Genomic DNA, 13,141 nt, shown 5'->3' with positions numbered 1-13,141 from the left:
CGGTCAGCAAGCCGCCTGACCTTCACGCAAACCATCATAGAGTTCGTCGTGCCCGCGCGCACGCTTCAATCAGGCGGTCTTCGTCGTATGCGTACGACATCAGCCCCTGAGTCGGTTCTGCAGCGCCTGCCGATTGGCAACGAGGCTGCTGAGGTTCAGCAGGTGTGGTGCTCGTCCTTGCTCCAATTGCCTAACCAGCGCCCGCGTGCCGTCCACCACGAAGACGCCGCAATCATAAGTGTTCAGCTGCTGGGTCATGCCGCGTGACTCCAGGCGGGCGCCCAGCCTTGCTGCGAGCTCTGCTGCGGGCGTGTTGTTGTATTCCCCCATGGAGTCGTAGCGATAGGCAACCGGCCTTTCGCGGTCGCGGCGATCAACAAACAGCAACGACCAATGGGTGCCGGGGAGATTCGTAGCACGGGCATTGTTCACTGGCAGGAACAGGAAGTCGGCTGTGTCGTCACCATTCTGATCATGGACGATGCGCTGGAATGCGCGTAGCATTTCGCTCTCGGTGCCCAAGCGCAGGCTAACAAGGGTTATGAGAGGATCCACGAACCGCGTCCGGGCGGCGAGATTCGGATTGTCCCCCCCCAACTCTTGCGCCAGGAGCTGGTAATCTCTCAGGACATGCTCGTCGCCCAGCCATTCCGTGTCCTCGAGCACCAGCCCGCGGCCGTGAGACGAAGCTGTCGGACCTAAAGCCCCGATCTGAGCATCGTAGGAGGTGCTCGGAAACGCCGGCACAGAATTAACATCGTCGCGTGATTCAGACGGCGTGGCCGCAGTCAGATCAACCAATGGAGGACCGCCGTAGGTGCTTGAGCGAGCCCTGGCAGCCGGCGCTGGCGCAAAGTGAGCATCGTCGCGCAACTCGGACGGATTCGGATTCACCAGTGCGAGATGCTGAACCCTGGCAGTTGATGGTGACGCCGGTGCTTGCATCTGCCGCCGCGACAACTCCTCGCTCAACCACGCCAAAGCTTCATCGTCCGAGGAGGCTGGCATCGGAGAAAGCCGCTGCGGCGAGCCGAGCTGTCGAGCGCCATGGTGATGACCCGGTACCGGCCCGGCAAACGGCGGCGCAAAGTCGGGCGGCGGGCTCCAAGCGTTGTCACGCAACTCAAATGATGCGGGCGAATTCGGATTAACCGCTGCTTCAAGACCGCCATAGGTGTCTGAGTGAACCCTGGCAGAGTGCGCTGGCGATGCTTCCAGGACCGGCCACATACCCCAATCAAAGTTGAGCGGCATCTGCGGCGACCAGGTTGAGGCGGACCAGGCAGGTTTCTGCTGTCCAGCTTGGACTATGTCCTGCGCCTGCTCCGGGGGAACCCCGGGCCACGGTGGGCCGTCTTCCACCATCAAACGCAGATCCTGATCATAACCTTCCGGGAGGACCAATGGCCGACTGACAGCTCGCTGCGGCGCGCTGTGCTGCGCAGGGGCGTCGGCGACGTTCGTCGCGACCGCATGCGGCGCCGTGGCATCTTGGTACCCACTCCCCTGCATCGTCGGCCGCGCCTGCCATGGCGATGCACCCGGTTGATGGGTGGGGGCCGACGTCAGCAGGCGACCGCCTGAAGCGACGATCTCGCTCAGTTGCCGCTCGCTGGCAACGCCGTGCAGATTGTCTAGGGTCCTCGGCCTCTTCGCTGGCCTCAATTCAGCTGTGTCATGCTCATCGTTGATGAGGACCTCCTCGCTTGGCAGGAGGTTGCTCTTGGCAAGTGCACCGATCGGCTCGTCCGGGAACTGCTGGCGGTCGGACTCTCCGGGATCCGGTGCCTGGTCATGGCACGCGGCTGGCTCAAGAGATGACGACGGGCCGGGTTCGTCCATCAGCCCCAAAACCAAATCCTGATCGTAGCCTTCTACAGGAAGCTCCTCTCGCCTGCTGAAAGCTTGCTGCGACGCGCTGTGCCGCGCAGCGGCGTCGCCGACCCGCCTCGACTCCATCAGAGCCGCGTCTTCGGGATCAGGAATGGGGGAAATATGGCGATCGAGCTCCATCGCCTTACCGGCCGGCGATTTTCGGAGATGGGCCAGTGCGGCACCGATCTTCCGATTACCACCAGCGTCCTTATAATCCTCGACATCTCCATCCAACGCCTTGCCGGAAAGCCGAGCAGCAATGCCCTTCTTGTTGTTTTCACGCAGGTAGTCACTGAAACTGTTAAGAACAACTGCATAGGTACGTACGGTACCTGTCGCAGCTTTGTTTTTGTACTCTTTGATGAGAGCCGCGTCCTGGGGGGGAGGATTCGGCTTAGCGCGGCCTCCGATCGGCACGATTCCGCCCGTCGACTGCGAGGTCCGGAGATGACCAATTGCCGTAAGGAGTCTCGTGGGATTACCCTTTCCAAAGAACTCAGCATCATCGGTCAGCGACTTGTCGTCGAGCCGAGCAGCAATGGACTTTTTTTTATTTGCGACAAGCCAGCGGCCAAAGCTGCGAAGGGGCCACACATTGGCCTTGGCGGTGATTTCGGTAGCCCCGCCCTTGATGAGGGCCTTCTCAAGCTCCGAAATAAGGCGAGCGTCCTCGGAATAAAGAGGCTGCTTCCTGCGAACCCCAGTTGATCGAGCCGGCTGCAGCGCCGAGGACGACGGGCCGGGTTCGTCCATCAGCCCCCAAAGCAAATCCTGATCGTGGGCTTCCGCAGGAAGCTCCTCTGGCCAACTGCCAGCTTCCTGCGACGCGCTGTGCTCCGCAGCGGCGTCGCCGACCCGCCTCGGCTCCATCAGGGCCGCGTCTTCGGGATCAGGATGGGAAATATGGCGATCGAGCTCCATCGCCTTAGCGCCGGCCGACGATTTTCGGAGATGGGCCAGTGCGGCACTGATGTTGCGGTAACCACCGGCGTCCTTCTTATAGTCCTCGACATCTCCATCCAACGACGTGCCGGGAAGCCGACCAGCAATGCCCGGCTTGTTGTTTTCGCGCAGGTAGTCACTGAAACTGCCAAGAGCAACCGTATAGGTAATGCCGGTACCTGTCGTTGCTTCGTTTTTGTACTCTTTGATGAGGGCCTCGTCCCCGGGGTGCGGATTCAGCTTAGCGCGGCCTCCGATCGGGACGATTCCGCCCGTCGACAGCGAGGTCCGGAGATGATCTAGTGCCTTACGGACTCTCTTGAGATCACCCTTTCCTATCGACTCCCGAACGTCGTTGGTCAGCGACTCGTCGTTAAGCCGAGCAGCAATGGCCTGCTTTTTGTTTTCAAAGAGCCAGCGGCCCAATCTGAGAAGATGACCTACATTGTCCTGGGCGGTGCGCTCGGCGACCCCGGTGAGTGCCTTGCTAAGCCCCAAAATAAGGGGCTTATCTTCGAGATAAAGAGGGCGCTTGCTGCGACCTACCAAAACCCCAGGTGACTTGCCCGGCTGCAGCGCCGAGGTGCCTGGCATCGGCCCGCCGTCTCCACCCCGCAACGCTGGAGGGTATTCGTGCCCGCTCGCCTGCATAATGGGCTGCGCCTCCGATGGCGATGCACCGACTTGCGCGGTTGGTCCGGGAGGCGACGACGGGCGGGTTTCGTCCATCATCCCCAAAGGCAAATCTTGATCGTGACCTTCCACGGGGAGGACCTCTGGCCAGCTGCCAGATCTCTCCCACGCGCTGCGCGGCGCGGCGGCGTCCCTAACTCGCGTCGGCTCCATGAGGACCGCGTCTTCAGAATCAGGAACGGGTGAGATAACGCGCTCGAGTTCCATCGCTCGGGCGCCCGCTCGCGAGCCTCGGAGATAAGTTAGAGCGGCCCCGATCTTCGGGTCTCGACCGGGCGTTTTCTTATAGCCGTCGACATCTTTATCCAACGACTTGTCGGAAAGCCGAGCAGCAATGCCCTTCTTGTCATTTTCACGCAGGTAGTCACTGAAACTGCGAAGAGCAGTTGCATAGTTCTGGACGATATGTGTTGGTGTTTCGTTTTTGCACTCTTTGATGAGAGCCGCGTCCTTGGGATAAGGATTCAACTCAGTGAGGCCTGCGATCGGCACGATTCCGCCCGTCGACTGCGAGGTCCGGAGATGATCTAGTGCTGTACGGACCTTCTTGGTACCGCCCTTTCTTATGAACTCCTGGACATCATTGGTCAGCGACTCGTCGTTAAGCCGAGCAGCAATGGCCTGCTTTTTGTTTTCAAAGAGCCAGCGGTCGAGAGTGAGAAGATTGCTCACATTGTTCTTGGCCGTGCGCTCGGCAGCCCCCCCTTTGATGAGGGCCTCCTCAAGCCCCAAAATAAGGTCAGCATCTTGGGAATAAAGAGGACGCCTGCTGATACCTATGTAAACCTCTGTTGACTGGCCAGGCTGCAGCGCCGAGGCGCCTGGCATCGGCCCGCCGCCTTTACCCTGCGACGCTGGAGGGCATTCGCGCCCGCTCGCCTGCATGATGGGCTGCGCCTCCGATGGCGATGCGGCGACTTGATGGGGGGGGGTCTGCATCAGCACACGATCACCCGGACGGGTGATCTCGCTTAGCTGCCGCTCAAAGGCCGCCGCGTCTGTCGACGGGGACACCGGTGCAGTCTCTTGCTGGGCGGCGCTGTTCGATTGTTGCTGCAGTCGGCTAGTTGAGGTGAAATCCATCCGTTCTCACTTTCGAAGATATAGGCGCATCAGAGCTCGGTTTGGATCTCATGCGCGGGGCAATCGAGACGGCAGCGCGGCGACCAAATCCACAGCACAGAATGTGCTCTCAACGTTGGATCCAGCAACAAACCAGCGTGGGTCCGAACCGTCCGCGCCGCAGGCAGTCGGACACTCGGATGTTCTTCCCCACAATTTTTGCTATGAGAGGAAGCTGTCGAGTACCTGACGAGCGCTGTCGGGCGACGTGGAAAATTGCTCCCTGACGAGACGAGGGATTGATCCCCTCGCGACACGGTCAGAACGGGGTTTATGCAGCGAATCAGTTCAGGTCCTCTGCGGTTCGAAGATCCCCGGAGGGAGGTCACGCTGGAGCTGGACGAGGTTTCGGCGATACTCCGGCTCAACGAGCTGGGGTAGGATAGCAAACGGAATTTGCAGCTGACCATCCCGCATCTGACGCGGTCATCCTGCATCGCTGCCTCCAGCGCCACGGCATCAGCCGATTGCCGGAGGTTGAAGGCGGCAAGCCTTCGAAGAAAAAGTTCAAGGCTTATCCGATCGCTTATTTCTACAAGATCCAAACAGTGCTCACTTACAATGGGATCCAGTTCACCTTCCCGCCCCGCTATGCGGACGGCCCGACGGCAAGATACGAGACGCATATGTTCGATATGCGATGCCAAGAAAACGGGATCGAACATCGGCTGACCAAGATCAAGCATCCCTGGACCAATGGCCAGGTCGAGCGCATGAACCGCACGATCAAGGAAGCGACCGTCCAACGCTACCACTATGATCGACACGATCAGCTCGAAGCTCACCTTTTCATCACCGCCTACAACTACGCTCGGCGCTTGAAGACCCTGAACGGCCTCACGCCCTACGAACACATCTGCAAATGCTGGACTTGCCAGCCAGAACGATTCACACTCAACCCGCTCCAGCAAATGCCGGGACTAACCCGCCCTATTCGTGAGAGTGCGTTTTTTTTAGTCCGATTGATGGGCCGCACATCTGCTCTGACGAGGCGCGCGGGTGCCTTCGGCTTTTCACCGCCTGACGACCGGTACTTTGCAACGCGCTTGAGGGATGGGTTGGGCGAACGGGGCGCGAGTGAAATGGACCCCGATTTTGGGACCAGAGGTTAGTTGGAAAAGGGCCGCTCCGTTTGATAGACGGAGGGCATGATGACGACGAAGACGAGACGCAAGATCGACGCGGCACTGAAGGCAAAGATTGCGCTGGAAGCCGTGCGGGAGCAGGCGACGGCGGCCGATCTGGCCCAGCGCTATGAGGTTCACCCGAACCAGATCTGTGCCTGGAAGAAGCAACTGCTGGACCAGGCGGCGCGGGCCTTTGATGCGGGTGTCGGGCGCGAGAGCGAGGAAACGCGCGAACGCGAGATCGAGAAGCTGCACGCCAAGATTGGACAACTGACGGTCGAGCGCGATTTTTTAGCGCGGAGGTCCGGAAGATGAGCACGCCGGACCGTCGAGGAATGCTCGATCGCGCCGACAAGGCGCTGTCGATCCCGTCGGCAATGCCTGTTGCTTGGCATCGCGCGCTCCGGGGTCTACCGGCCGCCCCGGCCGGCCAACGACAACGACCTTGCCCTGATGCGGCGGATCGACGAGCTGTTCATCGCCTGGCCGTTCCTGGGCTCGCGGCGAATGACCGCAATGCTGAAGGCTGAGGGGCTTCAGGTCAATCGCAAGCGCGTGCAGCGGTTGATGCGCAAGATGGGCATCGCGGCGCTGGGACCGAAGCCGAACACGACGAAGCCGGCGCCGGGCCACAAGATCTATCCTTATCTGCTGCGCAACATGACGATCGACCGGCCGAACCAGGTGTGGGCCGCCGACATCACGTATCTGCCCATCGGCCGTGGCTTTTCTTTATCTCGTCGCCATCATCGACTGGGCGAGCCGAGCGGTTCTGGCGTGGCGATTATCGAACACGATCGACGTCTCGTTCTGCGTGGCGGCTCTGGAAGAGGCGCTGGCGAAGTACGGCAGGCCGGAGATTTTCAATACCGACCAAGGCAGCCAGTTCACCAGCGCGGCCTTCACCGGCGCGTTGGCGGGCGCAGGGATCAAGATCTCCATGGATGGCCGCGGACAACGTCTTCATCGAGCGGCTGTGGCGGTCGCTCAAGCATGAGGACATCTATCTCAAGGGCTATGCCGACGGCCGCGAGGCCAAGGCAGGGATCGCGAGCTGGATCGCCTTCTATAACGATCGTCGCCTTCGTCAGGCGCTCAGCTATCGCACGCCGATGGCGGTCTGGCGCGAACGGATGCAGGCCGCGAAGGCTGTGGAATGGTGGACAACGCTGACGCGTTGACCACATGCCCACAGCAACAGCAGCAGACAGTGTCTCTGGCAGCGTGATAGGAAGTAATCAGGAGCGGTCAGTTTCCAACTAACAAACCGGCTCAAGCGGCCCCGCTCCGCGGGTCCATTTCACCTTTTCAGAAGGCGTTGGCATTCTTTGGCTCGCTCGATCAACTTGGCGGAAAGGCGCTCGATAATGACGTTATCTAGCCCTTCCGCTTGCGCGGCAGCGCACACGTCGCTCACGTTGTCGGGGAGCAGTTCGGCCAGCGAGTTCAATCCAGCAATCACTTTTTCCGCATCGAAACGGGTCTCGCGGGCGAATTTCTGCCATTCGCGCGCACCTATCTGGGCTAGCCTGTATTCCCCGCCGACCTTCATAGCGAGCTTCATCTTCTGCAAGTCGACATCGTCGTAGGGAAGGATGCTGGCAACATCGTAGAGTGGCGCAAGTCGCACCGTGGGGCCGCTGGCTAGGAGTAGTGAGTAGTTCTTAGCGTGTGCATCGGTGCCTCCGATGAGCCAATTTAAGCCGAGGGCATCGATGAATGTATCGAGATCATCAACACTGTCGGTGGAGTAGGTGCGTAAAAGTTCGATAATATCCGCAGCGGACGGGCCGCCCTCGCTTTGATATTTCTTGGTTGGCATGATGCCGCGTGCCTGGCACGCGTCCTCTTGATGGACGCGAATGACGTCATTGCCACTGAACTGCCGATCGTAGCGTTCGACGACAATGGCGATCTCTTTCTCAAACCGCACGACTTTGGTTCCGGCGACTGGCAAGCCGAGATTGCGCGCGAGATTGAGGCAGATGTGCTCGTTCTCGGCATGGCCATCGAAATGGCCGGTCGGCGGCTTAAGGATATGGGTTGTCGGAATGCCTCCAGACGGTATCCCCCATCGCCCCTTTTGCAGAAGCAGCGCGGTTTTCGGCTGGGCGCCGGCAAGACTGAATTGCCCCGTGTCACGCGGCAACCGCCACGCGGCATGATCTTCTCTCAATGCTTGCAGACGTTTTGCGACGGCGGTTTCGTCAAGCCACTCAACCTTGTCATTCGTACCGCTTCGCAATTCCTCCAAACGATCGCGCGTGACGAATTGAATGGCGCCGGCGCAATCTTCGCCGACATGGGAAATCAGGGCAAAGACGTTGCGAGCCGAGACCTGAAACTTCTTCGCCCAACGATCGAGAACGCGCTCATTGTCCGGGAGCAGGCCCCATAGAAAGGCCTGAACAGCGGCGGGACCGTGTTCCTCGGCCGCGAGTGGCATGGAGAGCGAAATGGGGTACGCGCCCCTCGTTTGACGCCAATCGCTGTCATAGACGAAGGTGAGGCGGCCACGAGCGTCGTTGTGCACGCGGCCGACTTCCCTGCCGTCCAGGAGCGCGACGAGTTCGCTGGTCATGGTCTGCTTCTTTTGGCTTTTGACACGATTGCATTGATATCGACGGCTGACTTTTCTGAACCGCGGCCATGTGGTTGTTCGCTGCCTGCGTCTAGATGGATGCCGAGAGCGTCAAGAGCGCGGAGTACGAGGCCGAGTTCGGCGCGCGCGTGGCCGCGCTCGACCTCGATGACCCACTGACGGCTGACGCCAATGCGCTTGGCGAGGCTGGACTGATCAAGCTTGTGCCGTTTGCGGGTATCCCGAATGATGGCCCCGAGATCGGCCGATGTGCGTATGAGCATGGCAATTCAAAACGTTGTCGTTCGCTTACATTACCATATGTCCGCGTTCGACGACAATTGAAAATGTCAGCGAGCGCTGACTTCCATAAATGTCATCGCTCGTTAACATGCGTAAGTCTCCTAACTGCGCTGCATAAACCCGCGACGGCTAAGAGCACCACGGACGTAATCGGGACGTTTCTGGTCTCCTGCCTTAGGCTGGTTGCACTCAAGCGAACAAGTGTGACGTTGCGAGAGCGACACACACGCAGAGAGCTGGCTCCGCAAATTCGGACAGTAGCTTGAGTGGATTTTCTGCCTGAGAGCGGCGAGGATTCTTGCCGCGAAACAGGAGCGAAGATGACGAAGAGGAGTCGCCGGACGCATTCTCCGGCATTCAAGGCAAAGGTGGCTTTGGCGGCCGTGAAGGGGGAGAAGACATTGGCCGAGCTGGCGCAACTGTTTGATGTCCATCCGAACCAGATCACGACCTGGAAGTCCCAACTCCTGGCAGGCGCCGCCGGAGTGTTTGGGCAGGACAACGGACCGGCCGAGGCGCCGGTCGATTTGAAGCGTTACATGCCAAGATCGGCGAGCTTGCGTTGGAGAACGATTTTTTGTCCGGCGCGCTCACCAAGGCGGGCCTGCTGAGCGCAAAGCGATGATCGACCGCGACCATGATCTGTCTGTCGTGCGCCAGGCGAAGGTCCTGAACCTTGCCCGCAGTACGGTTTACTATGAACCTCGGCCGGTTTCGGCCGAGGACTTGTCTTGATGCGCCGGCTCGATGAGCTGCACCTCGATTATCCCTTCGCAGGGGGGCGCATGCTGCGATCGCTGTTGCAGCGTGAGGGCATGCAGGTTGGCGGCCGCCACGTCGCGACGCTGATGAAGCGCATGGGGATCGAGGCGATCTATCGCCGTCCGAACACGAGCAAGCCCGCACCGGGCCACAAGATCTACCCGTACCTATTGCGCGGATTGAAGATCGAGCGGCCGAACCAGGTCTGGGCAATGGACATCAGCTACATTCCGATGCGACGTGGATTCGTTTACCTCGCGGCGGTCGTCGATGTGTTCAGCCGAAGGGTATTGGTCCATCGCGTATCGATCACGATGGAGACGATATTCTGCGTCGAAGCGCTCCAGGAGGCGTTGGCGAAGCACGGCAGGCCCGAGATCTTCAACACGGATCAGGGTAGCCAGTTCACCAGCCTCGACTTCACCGGCGTGCTGCTGGACGCGAACATCGCCATCAGCATGGACGGCAAGGGTGCCTGGCGCGACAACGTGTTCGTCGAGCGGCTGTGGCGCACTGTCAAATACGAGGAAGTCTATCTGCGTGCTTACGACAGCGTGCTCGAGGCGCGAGCATCGATTTCCAAATATCTGGCGTTCTACAATCGAGGACGTCCTCACTCGAGCCTTGACGAACGCACGCCCGACGAGGCTTACTTCGGCGCGCAAACGATGGTGACGGCCGCATGATCGTCGCCAACGATTTTGCTGCGGCTCTGGTCGGGCTTGCGCCCTCCCGACGCCACAGCAAAATCGTAAAGCCCCGCGTTCAGCATAACCCGGCAGGAATCCACTTAATTTTCGCGGGGCCCTGTCCAAACAACCGAGACCAGCTCTGTGATCAATTTCGCCAAAGGCGTCTCTGGCTAGACAAGGCCCACTCCAAAGAAAGAAGTCTCAGATCATGGTGCCGTACCAAATCACGAGCGCGAAGATCACCAGCAAGACGATGGTGATGATCTGTTCACCGATGGGTATCGGTTGTTTGTCCATGACCCGCGCCGAATCGAAACGGCCTTCAAAGCAAAGCTTGATCGATTGCATCCACGATTACTGAACCAACTCAGCCATCATTTGAATACGGCGACGACATCGATGATGACGAAGAGGCCGCCAATTGAGGCGCCCTTACTAATGGGCGGCTTTTGGTACCGGGCCTTCTTCGTTTGACTTGCTCAATCAGAGGCCGGATTAGATGTTTAAAAGCAAGGCCGAGACATGTGATCAGCACCAAGATCGGCCAGTATGCCAAAATCGCAAGAGCGGCCAACCATGCTGGGCTGCGCTGCTCCCGCCAAAAATACACCGACGCTGCGGTGATGTGGGCCGCGACTATTGCGGCCCAGATGGCTAGCGCGACGTTGGCCGCCTCTCCGAGTGTCACCGCCTCCCACGCGGCTTCAATCGGCATTGAAGGCGCGCTTTCGCTTGTCATAGTTTGCTCGGCCTTCCCACATTGCCCGCTGGTAAGCCCCACGGAGTCAGCTCGAAAAGGCTAACGAGGACTGACGGTACTGCATCAGCAGTGGATCGGGACCCTACCCACTCTGGGGGGCCGTACTTTTTGATGGCGACAGAAATCCCTGTATGGCTTAAGCCCGCAAAGCCACCCTTTGATCTCGTCGGATTCCATCGGGTCTTCAAGCGCGCCCACTGAATGATGAGGCAATGCGGCGGCACACCCAAGACTGCCTACCCAAAAGCAGTCTTGAATCTGATTTGCGCCTAAAAGGGAATCCTTAGAGTCCACACCTAGAGCGCTGAGTACTGCTTTGGACGACGCAAAGCGAGCGTGTCAGGCGACGCCTGCGCATTGGCAAGAAATGTCGGCTTTGTCAGCTTTTTGTCAGCTTGTCTACATAACAACTCGTTGCGATGAGAACCAATTACAACAATGCCTACGGGCAAAGTGTGGACCAGCAGCGCGATGCGTTGGCGGGCACTTCTGGCGCAGATATGACTGCTTTTACGGCCGCTTTAGCTGCTGAAGGGCCGACCTCTTTTGCTGTTGAGAAGAGGACAGGTGAGTCAGTCAGGCTACACAGAGCAAGTAGCAATTTTGGCAACGTCCAAAATCTTTCTTTGTTTTCTGATGCCAGTCAACACAATAAGGTGGGGACTATGACCGTGGCGCCGGTGCGCGACAGTTTGCGAATTCTTACCATAGAGAATGTTGGCCGGTCGAGGTACAAGGGGGTCGGGACGGCTATGATCGAAGTCGCCGATCACATTAGGGAGTCCGCGGGACTTTCCACGCTATCCCTTCTCTCTCAAGATGAGGGAGCTTCAGAATTTTTCTACAAGAAGGGATTCCGGTTTACGGACGAGGACAAGAATGCGGAAATGCGGACTCTCATTTCCAATCCACGATACGCTTCAGATGAAATCCTTATGGGCGAGATGGAGCGCTAGCATACCTCAGGGGGCAGGGCCGGCCGGGCCCCCTGAGAGAAACCAGTTCATCTATAGTTAAGGCTTGTGCCGGGCGTCATGGATTGGAAGGCCGGCCAAGCGCTGGCGTAGAACAGCCGCAACTAAATCTCTGGTGCAGGTACCGCATTGGGCATCTGAAATGGACCCCGATTTTGGGACCAGAGGTTAAGTTGGAAAAGGGCCGCTCCGTATGATGACGGTCGCGCTTGGCCTTCTGGCGTACAAGGCTAATCTGTGGTCTGGCTAAGGCCATCGGTGGTGCAGGTCATCGATCAGATAAGCGTGCGCATGTCCGGATGCTTCTCCACGCACATGCGGGTGATCGGACGGCAGTTCGGGATGTTGATGCGGAACAGTGTCCGCGTCGGCGGCCAAGCCGCCGGGGGCAGGAGGAGCCCGACGGCGCCTTTGAGAGAGCGAACGCAAAGAAGACCCGGCGCGCACGCGAAAGGGTCGATGGACCGCTGTATCCGATTGTGGCGCGCATCCGTCTCGACCTAGACCAAAGCCGGGCCCTTCAATCCTGCGAAAAACGGTAATTCGAACCATAGACCTAGTGAGGCGGACATGCCGGATAGGCGACAGCCGTTATGGCACGTCCGTTTCGCGGCTTGGGCAAATCGTATTCTTCGCCGTCCAGCAGCGCCGTGATTTGCCATTCAAATGCCTTGCGATCGATCGCATACATGCAATCGCGCGCGCCTTCAAAGCCCACAGTCCGGGCAGCCAGCGCTTGACCATGATGATTGAGAAATTCTACGCCGCTCACATCAAGAGTACGCATACGACGAAGGCCGCCAGATTGGCACATGCACGTGAGAGCGTCGAGCTCTATGATGGCTTGTTGCGTGAAGGTCAGGCCGCCTGCTGATCGGCGGGTTTGTCGGCTTTGCGCAGGAGCTTCCATTCCCAGGGCAGCATAGTTCGTGAGCAGACGCGATGCGGGAAGATCGGCGATGCGGGGCGAGGACGTCCGCCCATCCAACAGCTTTAGCCGGTGCTTTTTTACCCAATACTTCTGCGGTCAATGCCTTATGACGGTAGACGAGGCAAGGCAATTGAAGCGGGGCGACTATGTTTGAGGGCTAGGGACTGCCGAGGCGGGCCTTGGCGTCGTAAGGAGCGTGGGCCGTTTTGGCGTTGTTATCCAAGGGGCAGATGGTCAACAGACCTCCCCCTTCTTTAACGACATGAAATTGATGAGCCGAACCGACATTAACGGCCGCATAACCTGAGTAATGATTCTGGCAGTGAACTAGCAAGGCCGTCGCGCCCTAGGATTTGCTTCGATCTCGAGCACGTCGAGT

General features: G+C 59.0%; 6 protein-coding genes and 3 pseudogenes. 4 read left to right on the top strand and 5 right to left on the bottom strand.

Annotation, left to right across the window (positions count from 1 at the left end; translation table 11 throughout):
- Positions 1-99: 99 nt before the first annotated feature.
- The gene (locus WDM24_RS07755; RefSeq protein ID WP_338823195.1) at positions 100-4,593 is read right to left on the bottom strand and encodes a Ulp1 family isopeptidase; all 4,494 of its coding nucleotides are present in this window, start codon (positions 4,591-4,593) and stop codon (positions 100-102) included.
- 435 nt (positions 4,594-5,028) lie between these two features.
- On the opposite strand from WDM24_RS07755, the pseudogene WDM24_RS07750 reads away from it, so the two are divergent.
- Together WDM24_RS07750 and WDM24_RS07745 are read left to right on the top strand one after the other, a co-directional pair.
- A pseudogene (locus tag WDM24_RS07750) lies at positions 5,029-5,552 on the top strand (integrase core domain-containing protein); the annotation flags it as partial.
- Between the two features lie 231 nt (positions 5,553-5,783).
- Positions 5,784-6,940, top strand: a pseudogene (locus WDM24_RS07745) (IS3 family transposase).
- A 119-nt stretch (positions 6,941-7,059) separates the two neighbouring features.
- Here the strand turns inward: WDM24_RS07745 and WDM24_RS07740 are convergent.
- On the bottom strand, positions 7,060-8,340 hold the full coding sequence (locus WDM24_RS07740) for a type II toxin-antitoxin system HipA family toxin (RefSeq protein WP_338696374.1): 1,281 nt from the start codon (positions 8,338-8,340) through the stop codon (positions 7,060-7,062).
- On the bottom strand, positions 8,337-8,624 hold the full coding sequence (locus tag WDM24_RS07735; RefSeq protein WP_029084072.1) for a helix-turn-helix domain-containing protein: 288 nt from the start codon (positions 8,622-8,624) through the stop codon (positions 8,337-8,339). Before WDM24_RS07735 ends, WDM24_RS07740 begins: the two co-directional genes overlap by 4 nt.
- A 339-nt stretch (positions 8,625-8,963) precedes the next feature.
- On the opposite strand from WDM24_RS07735, the pseudogene WDM24_RS07730 reads away from it, so the two are divergent.
- Positions 8,964-10,091: pseudogene (locus WDM24_RS07730) on the top strand (IS3 family transposase).
- A 207-nt stretch (positions 10,092-10,298) separates the two neighbouring features.
- On the opposite strand, the gene WDM24_RS07725 reads toward WDM24_RS07730, so the two are convergent.
- Complete coding sequence (locus tag WDM24_RS07725; RefSeq protein ID WP_166051656.1) at positions 10,299-10,445, bottom strand: hypothetical protein; 147 nt, start codon at positions 10,443-10,445, stop codon at positions 10,299-10,301.
- An 831-nt stretch (positions 10,446-11,276) separates the two neighbouring features.
- On the opposite strand from WDM24_RS07725, the gene WDM24_RS07720 reads away from it, so the two are divergent.
- Positions 11,277-11,813, top strand: a complete 537-nt coding sequence (locus tag WDM24_RS07720; RefSeq protein WP_166103967.1) for a GNAT family N-acetyltransferase — start codon at positions 11,277-11,279, stop codon at positions 11,811-11,813.
- Positions 11,814-12,387: 574 nt separating this feature from the next.
- On the opposite strand, the gene WDM24_RS07715 is transcribed toward WDM24_RS07720, so the two are convergent.
- On the bottom strand, positions 12,388-12,819 hold the full coding sequence (locus WDM24_RS07715; RefSeq protein WP_338701913.1) for a hypothetical protein: 432 nt from the start codon (positions 12,817-12,819) through the stop codon (positions 12,388-12,390).
- Between the last annotated feature and the right edge of the window lie 322 nt (positions 12,820-13,141).

The sequence above is a fragment of the Bradyrhizobium sp. 27S5 genome (genome assembly GCF_037217225.1).
Taxonomy (GTDB): domain Bacteria; phylum Pseudomonadota; class Alphaproteobacteria; order Rhizobiales; family Xanthobacteraceae; genus Bradyrhizobium; species Bradyrhizobium septentrionale.
Note: the sequence above shows the minus strand (reverse complement) of the source record. Positions and strands in the feature narration are given on the sequence as shown.